Origin of the sequence: Arcobacter caeni, from assembly GCF_003063245.1 — a bacterium.
Lineage (GTDB): Bacteria > Campylobacterota > Campylobacteria > Campylobacterales > Arcobacteraceae > Aliarcobacter > Aliarcobacter caeni.
In genome coordinates this window covers 93,184-109,283 of the sequence record NZ_MUXE01000005.1, presented here as the reverse complement: position 1 = coordinate 109,283, position 16,100 = coordinate 93,184, and the positions used below count along the sequence as shown (strand labels likewise).

Here is a 16,100-nt window from a genome sequence, read left to right as displayed (position 1 = left end):
TATTCTTATTTTATAAAGAGTTGGTTAAAGCTTAAGTAAAATATTTTTATTTACTAATGCTTTTTCCTGTTGATTAATTGGCAATAACACAAATGAAAGAGGAGACAGGCTTATGAAAGTAAGAGCTTCAGTAAAGAAAATGTGTGACAAATGCAAAATTGTCAAAAGAAGCGGAATCGTTAGAGTAATCTGCGAAACTAAAAAACACAAACAAAGACAAGGATAAGACACATGGCAAGAATCGCAGGTGTTGATTTACCAAATAAAAAGAGAATGGAATATGCGTTAACGTATATTTTCGGAATCGGATTACATAATTCTAGATTAATTTTAAATGCTGTTGGAATTGATTTCAATAAAAGAGCTTTTGAATTAACAGAAGATGAAGCGGCAATTATCAGAAAAGAAATCCAAGACAACTATATGGTTGAGGGTGATTTAAGAAAAAAAGTTGCTATGGATATTAAAGCTTTAATGGATTTAGGTTCATATAGAGGGTTAAGACATAGAAAAGGTTTACCTTGTAGAGGGCAAAAGACTAAAACTAATGCTAGAACAAGAAAAGGTAAAAAGAAAACTGTTGGTGCAGCAACTAAATAAGGGATTGTAGATGGCAAAAAGAAAAGTTACTAGAAAAAAAATTGTAAGAAAAAATATTGCTGACGGTATCGTACATATTGCTGCAAGTTTTAATAATACAATGGTTACAGTTACAGATAATGCAGGAAACGCAATCGCATGGTCAAGTGCTGGAAACTTAGGATTTAAAGGTTCTAAAAAATCAACTCCATTTGCAGCGCAAGCAGCTGTTGAAGATGCAATGGCAAAAGCAATGGAACACGGAATCAAAAATGTTGGGATTAAAATCCAAGGACCAGGTTCAGGTAGAGATACAGCTGTTAAAGCAGTTGGCGCTATGGACGGAGTTAGAGTTACTTGGTTAAAAGATGTTACACCATTACCACATAATGGTTGTAGACCTCCTAAAAGAAGAAGAGTGTAAGGAGTAAATAATGGCAAGATATAGAGGACCAGTAGAAAAAATCGAAAGAAGACTTGATGCGGATCTTGGACTTAAAGGTGAGAGAAGATTATCAGGTAAAAGTGCTTTAGAAAAAAGACCATTTGCTCCAGGACAACATGGACAAAGAAGAGCTAAAATTTCTGAGTATGGTTTACAATTAAGAGAAAAGCAAAAAGCTAAATTTATGTATGGTGTTTCTGAAAAACAATTTAGAAAATACTTTACTGAAGCAGCAAGAAGAGAAGGTAATACAGGGGCTAACCTTATTACTTTAATTGAACAAAGATTAGATAATGTTGTATTTAGAATGGGATTTGCTACAACTAGAGCAAATGCTAGACAATTTACAACACATGGACATGTTTTAGTTGATGGAAAAAAAGTTGATATTCCTTCATTTTTAGTAAAAGCTGGACAAAAAATCGAAATCAAAGAAAAATCAAAAACTAATCCTCAAGTTGTAAGAGCATTAGAATTAACAAATCAAACTGGAATGGTTGATTGGGTTAATGTTGATAAAGAAAAAGTATTTGGAATTTTCACAAGAATCCCAGCTAGAGAAGAAGTTGTTATCCCTGTTGAAGAGAGATTAATCGTAGAGTTATATTCTAAATAATAAAAAAGGTAGTTAATGAAAAAATTTGCAGAAACACCGTTTTTACCAACTGAAGTTGAAATAGAGGCTATCAGTGATAATGAAGCTAAAATATCAGCATATCCATTTGAAGATGGTTTTGCAATTACTTTAGCACACCCTTTAAGAAGACTTTTATTAAGTTCTTCAGTTGGTTACGCACCAATTGCAGTTAAAATAGAAGGTGCTTCACATGAGTTTGACTCATTAAGAGGTATGTTAGAAGATATAGCTATTTTTGTTATAAATTTAAAGAATATTAAGTTTAAAATAAATGGTGATAAAGAACAAGTTGTAGTTGAGTATTCTTTCAATGGACCAAGAGAAATTAAAGGTGAAGACCTTATTAACTCAGATGTTGAAATTGTATCTAAAGATGCTCACTTAGCAACAATTAATAGTGATTGTAATTTAACTTTCTCTGTAATTATTCAAAGAGGTATAGGTTATATGCCATCTGAAGATATTAGAGATATGATTGGTTCTGATTATATTCCTATTGATGCATTTTTTACACCAGTTAAAAAAGTGGTTTATGATATTGAAAAAATGTTAGTTGAAGATAATCCTAACTTTGAAAAAGCCGTATTTACTATACAAACAAATGGACAAATTTCTCCAATCACAGCTTTTAAAGAAGCGGTATCAGTTATGTATGCGCAAATGTCAGTTTTTAATAAAGTTTTTGATTTATCAGAAGTAACAGTAAGTGAAAGTGGTGAAGAGCCATTAGAACTTAAAGAATTAGTTCAAAAAATTGATGATTTAAATTTAAGTGCTAGAAGTTTTAACTCTTTAGATAGAGCTGGACTGAAATTCTTAGGTGAATTAGTACTTATGAGTGAAGTTGAAGTTAAAAATATTAAAAATCTTGGGAAAAAATCTTATGATGAAATCGCAGAGAAATTAGAATCTCTAGGTTACCCAGTTGAAAATACACTTCCAGAAAATGTTGCTTCTACATTAAGAAGAAAATTAGAGCAACTAAAAGCATAATTAAGGGTTTAATATGAGACATAAGCATGGATATAGAAAGTTAAGTAGAACTTCTTCTCATAGAAAAGCATTGTTAAAAAATATGGCAATTGCGATTATCGAAAGAGAAAAAATCGAAACAACTGTACCTAAAGCAAAAGAATTAAAAAGATATATTGAGAAATTAGTAACTGTTGCTAGAGACGCTGATTTAAATACACATAGATATGTATTTGCAGCTTTACAAAGTAAAGAAGCTACTAAAAAATTAATTAACGAAATTGCACCAAAATACCTAGGTAGAAATGGTGGATATACTTCAATAATTAAAACAAGAATCAGAAGAGGTGATGCTACTCCAATGGCATTCATTTCTTTTGTATAATAAGAAATAAGTAATTATTTCAGGGGATAGAAGATTTTCTTCTATCCCTTTTTTTATTTAAATTTTTTATTTTAAAATAAAAAAACAACTCTTAAAAATCTTCGTTTATAACCTAATTTTAATCATAATTTAGATAAAATCCAGCGTAATACTACAATTGTAAAATCATAGGAGAACCGATTGATAACTCTAAAAGAAGCACTAACTTTAGCTAGTGATGATATAAAAAAACTAAGAAATAATTTAAATCAAAAAATAAAAGAAAATAATATAGGTGCTTATATTGAACAATTAACTTCAACAGATATCTCAACATCTGGAATAGGTATCCCAATAGCAATAAAAGATAATATAAATGTTAAAAATTGGGAAGTTACTTGTTCTAGTAATATTTTAAAAGGTTATATTTCACCATATAATGCAACTGTAATTAATAATTTAGAAAAAGCTGGTTTATCTGCATTTGGTAGAACAAATATGGATGAATTTGCAATGGGAAGTTCAACAGAATCTTCTTGTTATGGAAAAACTTTAAATCCAATAGATAATGAAAAAGTTCCAGGTGGAAGTAGTGGAGGAAGTGCAGCTGCTGTTGCTGCTGGAATTGCTATTGCTGCACTTGGAACAGATACTGGGGGAAGTATAAGACAACCTGCTGCTTATTGTGGTGTTGTTGGAATGAAACCAACTTATGGAAGAGTTTCTAGATATGGAATTACAGCATATTCGTCTTCATTAGATCAATGTGGACCAATAACTCAAAATGTAGAAGATGCAGCAATTTTATATGACATTATTTCAGGATATGATCCTATGGATTCTACATCTGCCAATATTGATTATGAAGCTGTGACTCCAAAACTTAACCCGAATAAAAAATTAACAATTGCTGTTATTGATAACTTTGTATCACAAGCTAGTCCTGCAATTCAAAAAGGTTTTGAAAAAGCAGTAATTGCTTTAGAAGAAGCAGGGCATAAAATTATCCATAAAAATATGTTAGATACTGATAAAATTGTATCAACTTATTATATCGTAGCAACTGCTGAAGCATCTGCGAATCTTGCAAGATTTGATGGTGTTAGATTCGGAAATAGAAAAGGTGAATCTGGACTTAAAGATATGTATCTTCAAACAAAATCACAAGGTTTTGGAGCTGAAGTACAAAAAAGAATTATGTTAGGTTCTTTTGTATTAAGTTCTGGATATTATGATGCATATTATATAAAAGCTCAAAAAGTTAGACATTTAATAAAAAATGAATATTCTGCTATCTTTGCTGAAGCTGATTTGATTTTATCTCCAGTTGCACCAACAACTGCTCCAAAATTTGGTTCGTTTAAAACTTCATTGGAAATGTATTTAAGTGATATTTATACAATTTCAATAAATTTAGCTGGACTTCCTGCTATTTCATTACCAGTTGATAAAGACGAAGATGGAATGCCAGTTGGTCTTCAATTTATTGCGAATGCATACAATGAACAAACATTATTTGACGGTGCTTTATCTTTAGAAAAAGCTATTAACTATATTAAATAAATATTAACTAGGATTAAAAAATGAAAATAAGAAAAAGAGCATTGACTTTTGAGGATGTATTATTAGTACCCGCAAAATCAGAAATTTTACCAAGAGAAGTTTGTACTAAAACTAAACTTACTAAAAAAATTGATTTAAATATTCCTTTTGTAAGTGCAGCTATGGATACAGTTACAGAATACGAAGCAGCTATTGCAATGGCAAGACTTGGTGGAATTGGAATAATTCATAAAAATATGGATATTGAAGCTCAAGTTTTACAATGCAAAAAAGTAAAAAAATCAGAATCTGGAATGATTATTGACCCAATTACAATTAAACCAGAACAAACACTTCAAGATGCTGAAGATATTATGGCTTCTTATAAAATTTCTGGTGTTCCAGTTGTTGATGATAATAATATTTTAGTTGGAATTTTAACAAATAGAGATATGAGATTTACAAAAGATTTTACTCAAAGAGCTATTGATAAAATGACAGTTATGCCTTTAGTTACTGCAAAAGAGGGAACAACTTTAGAAGAAGCTGCTGATATTATGCATGCAAATAAAATTGAAAAATTACCAATTGTAAATAGTGATAATAAACTTATTGGATTAATTACAATCAAAGATATAAATAAAAAAAGAGAATATCCAAATGCAAATAAAGATGAATTTGGAAGATTAAGAGTTGGAGCTGCTATTGGTGTTGGTCAACTTGATAGAGCAAGAGCTTTAGTTGCAGTTGGTGTTGATGTTTTAGTTTTAGATTCAGCTCATGGTCACTCAAAAGGTATTTTAGATACTGTTAAAAATATTAAAGCTGAAATGGATGTTCAAATAATTGCTGGAAATGTAGCAACGGCAGAAGCTACTGCTGATTTAATTGCTTGTGGAGCTGATGCTGTTAAAGTTGGAATTGGACCTGGAAGTATTTGTACAACAAGAATTGTTGCAGGTGTTGGTGTTCCTCAAATAAGTGCAATTGATGAATGTGCAGCTGAGGGTGCTAAAACTGGAACACCAATTATTGCAGATGGTGGAATTAAATATTCAGGTGATGTTGCAAAAGCTTTAGCTGTTGGTGCTAGTTGTGTTATGATGGGAAGTGCGTTAGCTGGAACAGAAGAATCTCCAGGTGAAGTTGTATTATCACATGGAAGAAAATTTAAAACATATAGAGGTATGGGTTCTATTGGAGCTATGACTAAAGGAAGTACTGATAGATATTTCCAAGAAGGAACAGCTGCTGATAAACTTGTACCTGAGGGAATTGAGGGAATGGTTCCATATAGAGGAACAATCTCAGATATTATTCATCAAATGGTTGGAGGATTAAGATCATCTATGGGATATTTAGGTTCAAAAGATATTCCAACTTTCCAAGAAAGAGCAGAATTTGTGGAAATTACAAGTGCAGGATTAAGAGAATCTCATGTTCACGATGTAACTATTACAAACGAAGCACCAAATTATCATATCTAAAAGAATAAAGATGGTGTTTTAAACATCATCTTTTCTAAAATAAAAGGTAAGTTTAGATGTTATTATCAGATATATTTTTTTATTTAATATTACTATTATTTCATCTATTACCATTTCTAATTATTCTTAAATCTAATAAAATAAGAGAAAAACAAATTCTATTTATAATCTCTTCAATTGTAACATTAGCTCCATTTTGTGGGTTTTTATATATGATTTTTTATTTTATGACTTGTGGAACAGGGTGTTTTAGTGGGATTTTCTTTCTCTTTACTTTAATTCCTGCATTTGTATTAACTATTATTTGTTTTGTATTAAAGTTAATAATAGAGAGAAGAAGTTAATTCTCTTCTCTTTTATTAAATAATTATTTCACCTTTTGCTGTATTTCTAACTTCATCTATTTTAAAACAATCATTAGCAATATTTCTTGAACTTATATCTTGATATTGACTTACTATTTTATAGATAGTTTTTAGTTCATCTTTAGAAAATATTGATTCATCATATTCTTCTTCCATTTTTATAAAATTTAATTCTATAAATTTTTCTTTTTCAATAACTTCAATATCTAAATAATCTAATAATTCTTGCATTAAAAAGATTCTTTCGTCATCTTCTTCTAAATCCTCTTCATTTGCAACTATATCAAAAAGTTCGCTGATTATTACAGGCTCGGGATGGCGTGAGCCTTTTATATATGTTTCATTAAATATTTTTTGACCACAAAATTTTTGATGATTAAAATCCATTAAAAAAAGCATAATTGCTACTTTTTTATCATTTAAGTGTTTTACTTGTTTATGTAACATATATAAAATTACATTTGCTACTTTTGTCATATCTATGTTCAAGGTTTTCCTTTGTTTTATTGTTTGAAGTATACTGTATCTATTTTAAACTCAGCTAACAGTTTTCATTAAAATATCTCTATAATGATTTAACTCTTTCATTTTTGTATCTTCACCATTGTTTATATCTGGATGATATTTATGGGCTAGTTCTTTATATCTTTTTTTTATCTCTTCTTTTGTTGGTGTATGAGTAAATCCAAAAAAGTCTTTTGCTTTTGCAACTTCATCAACCCTTGGAGCATTTGCAAAACCTTTAAAATCTGATTGATTAAAATTTCTAAACTCATTAAAATTGAAATTTTGTCCATTTTGAAATTGAGAACTATCAAATTTAAAACTAAAACTATTTGCTCTCATTTTTTTCTTAAAGTTATAAATTAAAAAACCAATAACTACAAAGAAAATTCCTACAATCATTAAAAAAGTCCCAAAATTAGTAAATATTAAATAAAAAATAAAAAATAAAAAAGCTAATCTAACTAATCTATTAAAAATATAAATAATCGTATTGTTGTACATAAAATATTATCCTTTTAAATAAAGGGTTCATTATATAATTGTTTAGTCAATAAGTAAATTAAGGAGGTATATAAACATAAATGTAATTTTACACATAAAACTATTATTAAAAAAATAAAAAGTATAAATAATTTATTTAATTTTAATAATATATCTCTATAAATTTGAATATAATGCAAAAAAATTAAAACTTTAATTATTAAAGGAAATTATATTGAATTTCACAAAAATATTATTTTATCTTATTGCTTTTATTAATATGCAACTTTTTGCTCAATATAATTCTTTAGAAGAAATTATTAAAGAGAAAGAATTAAGAGTTTGTGTCTGGCCACAGTATTATGGAATTTCATATTTTGATATGCGAACGCAACAATTTATGGGAATAGATAGTGATTTAGCAAAAGAATTTGCTAAAGATTTAGGAGTTAATCTTAAATTTATAAATAGCTCTTTTACGACTTTAATAGATGATATAACAAATTCAAAATGTCATATAGCGATGTTTGCTATTGGAAATACTCCTCAAAGAAGAGAAAAAATTAGATTCACAACTGCACATTTATCAAGTGATGTTTATGCAATAACAACAAAAAATAATAGAAGAGTACATAATTGGGATGATATTGATAAAAAAGGAAATGTAGTTGTTGTTGAAAAAGGAACTTATCATGAGCCAATTATGCAAGAAAGATTAAAAAATGCACAACTTTTAGTGGTTGATAAAATCCACCAAAGAGAACAAGAAGTTCAATCTGGAAGAGCAGATGTTTTTATGACTGATTATCCTTTTGGGAAAAAGATGCTTGCGGATACTTCTTGGGCTGTATTAATTGAACCAAAAGAGACTTTTTATAAAACTCCTTATTCTTGGGCAATGAAATATGATGATGAAGCCTTTTACAATAGAGTTGAGGAATTTTTGAGTGATATAAAAAAAGATGGAAGGCTTTTACAATTTGCTAAAAAAAATGGTTTAGAACCAATTGTAAATTTAAAGTAATTGTGTATTTATGAGTTTTCAATTATTTTCTAAATTATTATTGACTAGTATTTTTATTGTTTTTTTTGTTATTTCAGGTGTCTTTTTTTCTATTTCTATCCTTAAAGATGAAGCTATAAAAACCCATTTAAAGCTAGTGCAGTTATATTCAAGTATTTTTGTTGATAACTTTTCAAGAACAATAAGTGGAATGGATTTTCTTGTAAATAATATAAATTCGTATTTAACTTATGAAAATAGTGACTTTTCTATTTTAGATAATAAATTACAAGAATTACTTAAAAATAATCCAGAAGTTAGGTCTATAAATATTGTGGATGAAAATAATCAGATTATTAGTAGTTCAAATTTTTTAAATAAAAATTTAAATGTAAATTTAGATTCATTTTATCCAAAACTTAAATTTAAAACTGATATGTTTTTGGTTGGTGATGTATTAGAAGGTAGAGATTTTAATGAAGCACATGAGATTAAATATGATACCAATCAACTTGATATAAATTTTTTTCCAATTCTCAAAGAGATAGATTTTCAAGATAAAAATTACAAAGTTTTAATAGCTGTAAATGGTGACTTTTTAATGCATAGATATAATGAATTTTTGAATATTGAATTTTGTTATATTGATTTAATAAGATTAGATGGAAAAGTTTTAGTTTCAAATGATTTTACACAAAAAAATAAGATGATAATTAATGATGAAGAGTTTTTTAAAACAATAAAAGATAAAAATGCTTTTTCTGCTATTACAGATTTTAATAATGAAAAAAATATTATTTCTTTTGATAAAACGCCAAATTCTCCTTTTGGAGTAATTGTTAGATTAAATTATGACAAAAGTTTACAATCATGGGAAGAAAAAAGCTATATCTTTTTAATGATTATTTTTACTCTTTTGATTTTATCAATATTCTTGGTTTTATCAATATTGTATATTTATAATAAAAAAAGAAATAAAGAGTTATTACTTCATAAAAAATTTAAAATATTGTTTGAACAAAGTAATTCTTTTGCTTTAGTTGTTGATTCAAATGGAAAAATAATAGAGATGAATCAATCTTTTTCTTCTTTATTATCAAAAGAAGATACTCAATCTAATGAAAAAAGGATTTGGGAATATAGTTGTTGGATGCAAGAAGAGAAAAAATGGTTAAAAAATATTATTGAAAATCTGAATAAACAAGATCATATTCAAAAAGAGTTGTCTATTGTCGATTCTTTAGGCAATAAAAGGGTTTTAGAGTTTATGTTATCATCTTTTGAAGCAGAAGATAATAATATAGAATATGTTGCTATTGCTTTAGATATAACCTTAAAAAAGAAAAAAGAACTGGAGTTAAAACAGGCTTATAAAGTTTTTGAAAATGCGCATGATGGAATTATTATTACAGATGCACATGTAAATATTGTAAATGTTAATAAAGCTTTTGAAAAAAATACTGGTTATCTTTTGTCTGAGGTTATTGGAAAAAATCCAAAATTATTAAAATCAGATATTCAAAATGAAGATTTTTACAAAAATATGTGGGAAGAAATCAAATTAAGTAATTATTGGGAAGGTGAAATTATAAACAAAAGAAAAAATGGAAAACTTTATATCGAAAGATTAAAAATTAGTACAGTTTATAATGAAGAAAAAAAACTTATAAATTATATTGCTTTATTTTCTGATATTACTTTACAAAAAGAGCAACAAAAATTAATAAATGAAAAAGAAAAGCTTTTATATCAACAATCAAAAATGGCAGCAATGGGTGAAATGATTGGAAATATCGCCCATCAATGGCGACAACCTTTGGGTGTAATTAGTATGTCTGCAAGTGGTATTAAATTGTGGCAAGAAGATGGTTTATATTCACAAGAAGAAGTAAAAACATTTGTTGAATCAATATTAAGTTCAACACAATATTTGTCAGATACGATAGATGATTTTAGAAGTTTTTATCAAGAAGATTTAGAAAAAAGTGATTTTGAAGTAAAAAAAACAATAGATAAATCAATAAATCTTTTAAAAACTGAGTTTATAAAAGAAGAAATCAATGTTATTTTTTTAAGAAATACAAAACTTTTTATAAATGGAATTGAAAATCAATTTCTACAAGTATCAATGAATATTTTAAATAATGCAAAAGATGCCTTATTGGAAAAAAATATTGAAAATAAATATATTTTTATAGATATTTATAAAGAAGATGAAAATATTTGTATTGAAATCCAAGATAATGCAGGTGGAGTTAATGAAAATATAATTGAACATATTTTTGAACCATATTTTACTACTAAACACAAATCTTTAGGAACAGGAATTGGTTTGTATATGAGTGAAGAGATTGTTACAAAACAGTTAAAGGGAGAACTTACTGTTTCCAATAAAATAATAAATTATCAAGATGCAAATTATTTTGGAGCTTCTTTTAAAATAAAAATATAATTTTATATTACAAATAGTTACAAAAAATATCATTAAGTATAATTTATCAAGACTTTAATTAGTAAGCTTTTTTATCATAAGAATATCATACATCCTAACTATTCTTTCTATAATTTTTTATAGGAGGGAATTATATGAGTTTAGGTCTTCAAGCATTTTTTGCAGTGTTACCTATAGTTTTTGCTGGTATTTTACTAGTAGGACTTAGAGTTTCTGCAAAAAAAGCAATGCCTTTGGTTTATATATTAGCAGTTGCTATCGCATTTTTAGTTTGGGAAGTTTCATTTAATAGAGTATTAGCTTCTACAATTGAAGGTGTATTAATTACAATATCTGTTTTATGGATTATTTTTGGAGCTATATTACTTTTAAATACTTTAAAACATTCAGGTGCAATTATTGTAATTAGACAAGGATTTAATAATATCAGTCCAGATAGAAGAATTCAAGCAATTATCGTAGCTTGGTTATTTGGATGTTTTATTGAGGGTGCTTCAGGATTTGGAACACCTGCTGCTATTGCGGCACCATTACTTGTTGCTATTGGTTTTCCAGCAATGGCCGCTGTAATGCTTGGAATGATGGTTCAAAGTACACCTGTTTCTTTTGGTGCTGTTGGAACTCCTATTTTAATTGGTGTAACTAAAGGTTTAGATTCAGCAGGAATTAGTGCAACTTTACAAAGTACGGGTTCTTCTTGGGATACTTATTTACAAATAATTACTTCAGAAGTTGCAATTACTCATGCAATTACAGGAACACTAATTCCCTTATTTATGTGTATTATGCTTACTAGATTTTTTGGACAAAATAAATCTTGGACTGAAGGTTTAGCAATTTTACCTTTTGCTATTTTTGCAGGAATCGCTTTTACTATTCCTTATGCCTTAACAGGAATTTTTTTAGGACCTGAATTTCCATCTTTAGTTGGAGCTTTAGTTGGTCTTCCAATAGTTATTCTTGCTGCAAAAAGTGGTTTTTTAGTACCTAAAAAAACTTGGGATTTTGCTCCTAGAGAAAAATGGCCTGTTTCTTGGGTTTCTAAATTTGAAATGAAATTTGATGCAATGACTTCAAAAATTCCTATGTCTTTAACAAAAGCTTGGATTCCTTATGTTTTAGTTGCTGTTATTTTGGTAATTACAAGAGTAAGTCCAGATGTGAAAAAAATTATTTCTTCATTTGCATTTTCATATAAAAATATTTTAGGTGAGGGATTAACCTTCTCTATGGCTCCTTTATATTTACCAGGTGGGATTTTAGTATTTGTGGTTTTACTTACTTATTTCTTACATAAAATGGAATTTAAAGAGTTAAAAGAAGCTGTTGGTGAATCTTCAAAAGTTATGATTGGTGCTGGATTTGTCCTTATATTTACAGTTCCACTTGTTCGAATTTTGATTAATTCAGGTGTAAATGGTTCTGGATTTGATTCTATGCCAATTGCAATGGCAAATTTTGTTGCACATTCTGTTGGAGATATTTATCCATTTTTTGCACCAATGGTTGGAGCTTTAGGAGCATTTATTGCAGGAAGTAATACTGTTTCTAATATGATGTTATCTCAATTTCAATTTGGTGTTGCAGATGCCTTAGGAATTTCAACTGCATTTATGGTAGCACTTCAAGCTGTTGGTGCTGCTGCTGGAAATATGATTGCTATTCATAATGTTGTTGCAGCATCTGCAACTGTTGGATTACTTGATCAAGAGGGAGAGACTCTTCGAAAAACAGTTATTCCAACTATTTATTATTGTGTAATTGTGGGAATCATTGGTCTTATTGGAATGTATTTCTTAGGACTTGCAGATCCACTTATGAAATAAAAAAAGAGAAGTTTTAAACTTCTCTTTTTAAAAATAGGTATTTTCAGTCATATTTGTTATTTGAGTTAACATAGCTTCATAATCATTATATTTTATGTTTATAGGATATAACTCTTTTTTATATTTCAAAATCAAAGATGGAAAACTTCTCACATTTAGTGAACGCCTAAAGTTTAATTCAGCTTGTAAATCATCTTCAATTTTTTGAGATTTTAAATCCTCTTCAAACTTTTTTTCATCCATTCCTATTTGTTTTGCTAAGTTTATAAGTGTTGATGAATCACTTGGATTTAAGGCTTTTAAATAATAAGCTTCTTGAATAGCATTTATCATTTCATCTTCTTTATTTTCATATCTTGCAAGTATTGTTGCTTCACAAGCTAGATAGGTTGAACGCCTTGGTTGACAGTTTTTCCAAAAATTATGATTAAATTTTGCACCCGTATTCTCTTCTATTTCATACCAAATATTTTCTATTTTTTCTTGCATATCTTTTGGCATAATTTCATCACTATGTGCTGCTAAACCACCAACTACATTTATGATTTTTATGTTTGAATTTAGATGTTTTTTAAGATTATCCAATGTAGATTTAAAAGCGTAACACCAAGAACACATTGGGTCATGTACATAATATAAAGTATAAATCATTATTTTCCTTTTCTTTTATTTGTATTGTATTTAAATAATATTAATTTGCTTTAAAACTTTTTGAGTACAATATGAAACAGTTAAAAAGGATTTTTATGGAATATGAAGAGTTTGAAAAAGCTGTTGATATGTTTGGAATATTAACAAGGGTTTCAAAAAAAGATTTAAAAAAAAAGTATTTAAAACTCTCAAAAATATATCATCCAGATATGGAAACAGGAGATCCTGAGAAATTTTTAGAGTTGAAAAAAAATTATGATATGCTTTGTGCATATATGGATTCGTACTATTTTTCATTTGATAAAGATGAATTTAAACACCAATTTCCATCATTTACAAACTACAAAAATTGGAATAAATAGGAGATAAAATGTTTGAAGAAAAAATAAAAGATTTAGTAATAAGCTCGTTAGTTGTTGATTCATATTGTTTAGGAACACATTGGGTTTATGATGAAGAACAATTAATTAATAACTCAATAAATTGGAATGGCTTAAATGCACCAATTGCTTTATGGCATAAAGGAAAACTTGCAGGTGATTTTACTCATTATGGAGATCAAACCTTATGGTTATATGAGTTTTTGAAAGACAAAAATAGTTTTGATGCTAAAGCTTATGAAGATTTTTGGTTTGAAAAAATGCAAACTTATTCAGGTTATGTGGATGCTTCTTCAAGAAATACAATTGAAAATATTCAAAATAAAACAAAACCTTGTGGTTCAAGCTCTACAGATTTATCAATAGTTGGAAGAATCGCTGCACTTTTAAAAGTTTCAAAAACAAAAGAAGAGTTTTATAAAAATGTAGAAAACTTTGTAAGTATTACGCATAATAGTGAAAAAGCAAAACAATGTGCAGATTTTTTTGCAAAATTATTGATTTTAGTTTTAGAAAAAAATGATATAAAAAAATCAATTATAAAATTAAAAGATACTTGTGATAAATATTTTCAAAATATGATAGAAAATGCTCTAAATTCAAAAGAGGAAGATAGCTTTAAAGCTATTAGAGATTTTGGACCAGCTTGTGGTATTGATGATGGATTTAGTGGAGTTATTTATCTTTTAACAAAATATAATAACTTAAAACAGATGATAATAGCAAACTCAAAAGCTGGTGGAGATACAAGTGCTAGAGCGATGATTGCTACTTTAATATTTATGGCAAATAATGAAATTGGGCAATTACCAAAAGAGTGGATGAATATAAATGCAAAAATTTAAGGAGTATTTATGAGAAAAACTTTGCTAAATTTTTTTTCAGATAAGTTATATATAGAATTATCAATTACAGCTGTGTTATTTTTGATTGCATTAGCTCTTGATAAACTTATGGATTTTATTATTTATATGCTTTATTTTGTGATTTTTTTGGAAATTGTAAGAGCAGTTGTAAATTATGTAAGAGAACAAAGAGTATCAATGACTTTGCTTGTAGATGCTTTTATTATTTTGGCTTTAAGAGAGTTTATTGTGAATGTTGTAAAGGTAAATAAAGAGGATTTAAATACTTTTGAGGCTTTGTTTTCTAGTCCTATAAATTTTAATCTTATGATTTTATCAGGTGTTATTTTATTTTTGATGTTGATTCGATATTTATCAGTAAAAACATCACAAAGATACCTTCTAAATGGAAAAATAGAAGATAAATTTTTAAATTAAGTGAGTTAATATGCAAAAAAGTTTTTTAGTTATAGTTATTTTATTGTTTACTATTTGTAATAGTTTATTAGCAAATGAAAGTTATACAAAAGAAGAAATTGAAAAAATGATTTCAAAAATGGTAATTCTAGGTTTTAATGGTGAAAATATAAATCAAAATGATGAAATATATAAAGATATAAAAGCAGGGCTCGGTGGAGTTATTTTATTTGATAAAGACCCAAATGATAAGAAAAAAGTAAAAAATGTTAGAAATAAAGAACAATTAAAAAAACTAACATCACAACTTCAAAGTATTTCAAAACAAAAACTTTTGATTTCTATTGACCAAGAAGGTGGAATTGTTCAAAGATTAAAAGTTGAAGATGGTTTTGTAAATACTTTAAAAGCTAGTGATGTGGCTTTAAAAGGTGAAGATTTTGCGAGACAAACATATAAATTATTAGCAAAAGATTTAAGAGAATCTGGAATAAATACAGATTTCGCACCAGTTGTTGATTTGGCAATTAATAAAGATAATAAAGTAATTGTAACGCGTGGGAGATCATTTGGACAAACATCAAATGAAGTTATAAAATACTCTTCAATATTTGTTGATGAACTAAAAAAACAAAATATAATTTCAGTTTTAAAACACTTTCCAGGACATGGTTCATCTTTAGGAGATTCGCATTTAGGATTTGTTGATATTACAAATACTTGGAATGAAAAAGAGTTAGAACCTTATAAATATTTTATTAAAAACAATAAAGTTGATATGATAATGACAGCTCATGTTTATAATAAAAATCTTGATGCAATAAATCCAGCAACTTTATCTTATAACATAAACACAAAATTATTAAGAAATAAGTTAGGATTTGAAGGAGTTTTAGTAAGTGATGATTTACAAATGTACGCTATTTCAAAACATTATGATTTAAAACAAACTTTAACTTTGTCTATTAATTCAGGTGTAAATATGCTTTTATTCGCAAATCAATTAGCAAAACCAATAACATTAAAAGAAATAGTTGATACAGTTTATTCTCAAATACTAAATAAACAAATTTCATTAGAGCAAATCATCAAATCAAATCAAAGAATTGATTTGATGATGGGTATTTAAATATTTTTATAAAGAGCTA

Annotated in this window: 18 protein-coding genes; 15 read left to right on the top strand and 3 right to left on the bottom strand. The window is 27.5% G+C overall.

Translation table 11 applies throughout. The features are described 5' to 3' along the window. Positions 1-112: 112 nt before the first annotated feature. From rpmJ to guaB, 8 genes are all read left to right on the top strand, one after another. Positions 113-226: a 50S ribosomal protein L36 gene (rpmJ, locus tag B0174_RS05080; protein ID WP_108558574.1), complete on the top strand. Its 114-nt coding sequence runs from the start codon at positions 113-115 to the stop codon at positions 224-226. 5 nt (positions 227-231) lie between these two features. After that, positions 232-600, top strand: coding sequence for a 30S ribosomal protein S13 (rpsM, locus tag B0174_RS05075; RefSeq protein ID WP_108558573.1), 369 nt, complete (start codon positions 232-234; stop codon positions 598-600). Between the two features lie 10 nt (positions 601-610). Continuing rightward, entirely contained in the window at positions 611-1,003 is a 393-nt protein-coding gene (gene rpsK, locus B0174_RS05070) for a 30S ribosomal protein S11 (protein ID WP_108558572.1), read from the top strand. Between the two features lie 10 nt (positions 1,004-1,013). After that, positions 1,014-1,640 (top strand): 30S ribosomal protein S4, encoded by a 627-nt coding sequence (gene rpsD / locus B0174_RS05065; protein WP_108558571.1) that lies wholly within the window; start codon positions 1,014-1,016, stop codon positions 1,638-1,640. A gap of 15 nt (positions 1,641-1,655) precedes the next feature. Continuing rightward, positions 1,656-2,654, top strand: coding sequence for a DNA-directed RNA polymerase subunit alpha (locus B0174_RS05060; protein ID WP_108558570.1), 999 nt, complete (start codon positions 1,656-1,658; stop codon positions 2,652-2,654). 13 nt (positions 2,655-2,667) lie between these two features. After that, positions 2,668-3,018, top strand: coding sequence for a 50S ribosomal protein L17 (gene rplQ / locus B0174_RS05055; protein ID WP_108558569.1), 351 nt, complete (start codon positions 2,668-2,670; stop codon positions 3,016-3,018). Positions 3,019-3,198: 180 nt separating this feature from the next. Next, positions 3,199-4,560 carry an Asp-tRNA(Asn)/Glu-tRNA(Gln) amidotransferase subunit GatA gene (gene gatA, locus B0174_RS05050; RefSeq protein ID WP_165790396.1) on the top strand — a complete coding sequence of 454 codons (1,362 nt, stop codon included), beginning with the start codon at positions 3,199-3,201 and terminating at the stop codon, positions 4,558-4,560. Positions 4,561-4,580: 20 nt separating this feature from the next. After that, positions 4,581-6,026, top strand: coding sequence for an IMP dehydrogenase (gene guaB, locus B0174_RS05045; RefSeq protein ID WP_108558568.1), 1,446 nt, complete (start codon positions 4,581-4,583; stop codon positions 6,024-6,026). Between the two features lie 359 nt (positions 6,027-6,385). Here the strand turns inward: guaB and B0174_RS05035 are convergent, their stop codons facing one another. Beyond that, positions 6,386-6,880, bottom strand: coding sequence for a type II toxin-antitoxin system antitoxin SocA domain-containing protein (locus B0174_RS05035; protein WP_108558566.1), 495 nt, complete (start codon positions 6,878-6,880; stop codon positions 6,386-6,388). A gap of 48 nt (positions 6,881-6,928) precedes the next feature. Next, positions 6,929-7,399, bottom strand: coding sequence for a J domain-containing protein (locus B0174_RS05030; RefSeq protein WP_108558565.1), 471 nt, complete (start codon positions 7,397-7,399; stop codon positions 6,929-6,931). Positions 7,400-7,613: 214 nt separating this feature from the next. On the opposite strand from B0174_RS05030, the gene B0174_RS05025 reads away from it, so the two are divergent. From B0174_RS05025 to B0174_RS05015, 3 genes are all read left to right on the top strand, one after another. After that, complete coding sequence (locus B0174_RS05025) at positions 7,614-8,402, top strand: substrate-binding periplasmic protein (RefSeq protein WP_228156413.1); 789 nt, start codon at positions 7,614-7,616, stop codon at positions 8,400-8,402. A 10-nt stretch (positions 8,403-8,412) separates the two neighbouring features. After that, complete coding sequence (locus tag B0174_RS05020) at positions 8,413-10,833, top strand: PAS domain S-box protein (protein ID WP_108558564.1); 2,421 nt, start codon at positions 8,413-8,415, stop codon at positions 10,831-10,833. Positions 10,834-10,967: 134 nt separating this feature from the next. Further along, positions 10,968-12,659, top strand: coding sequence for an L-lactate permease (locus tag B0174_RS05015; protein ID WP_108558563.1), 1,692 nt, complete (start codon positions 10,968-10,970; stop codon positions 12,657-12,659). Positions 12,660-12,686: 27 nt separating this feature from the next. Here the strand turns inward: B0174_RS05015 and B0174_RS05010 are convergent, their stop codons facing one another. Continuing rightward, positions 12,687-13,310, bottom strand: coding sequence for a DsbA family protein (locus B0174_RS05010; RefSeq protein WP_108558562.1), 624 nt, complete (start codon positions 13,308-13,310; stop codon positions 12,687-12,689). 95 nt (positions 13,311-13,405) lie between these two features. Between B0174_RS05010 and B0174_RS05005 the strand changes: the two genes are divergently transcribed. From B0174_RS05005 to B0174_RS04990, 4 genes are read left to right on the top strand one after another with little or no spacing between them, the layout of a single operon-like run. After that, complete coding sequence (locus B0174_RS05005) at positions 13,406-13,672, top strand: DnaJ domain-containing protein (RefSeq protein WP_108558561.1); 267 nt, start codon at positions 13,406-13,408, stop codon at positions 13,670-13,672. Between the two features lie 8 nt (positions 13,673-13,680). Further along, positions 13,681-14,535: an ADP-ribosylglycohydrolase family protein gene (locus B0174_RS05000; protein ID WP_108558560.1), complete on the top strand. Its 855-nt coding sequence runs from the start codon at positions 13,681-13,683 to the stop codon at positions 14,533-14,535. A gap of 9 nt (positions 14,536-14,544) precedes the next feature. Next, on the top strand, positions 14,545-14,973 hold the full coding sequence (locus tag B0174_RS04995) for a phosphate-starvation-inducible PsiE family protein (protein ID WP_108558559.1): 429 nt from the start codon (positions 14,545-14,547) through the stop codon (positions 14,971-14,973). A gap of 10 nt (positions 14,974-14,983) precedes the next feature. Continuing rightward, a complete protein-coding gene (locus B0174_RS04990) occupies positions 14,984-16,081 on the top strand; it encodes a glycoside hydrolase family 3 N-terminal domain-containing protein (RefSeq protein ID WP_108558558.1) in 1,098 nt (365 codons plus the stop codon). Positions 16,082-16,100 lie beyond the last annotated feature (19 nt).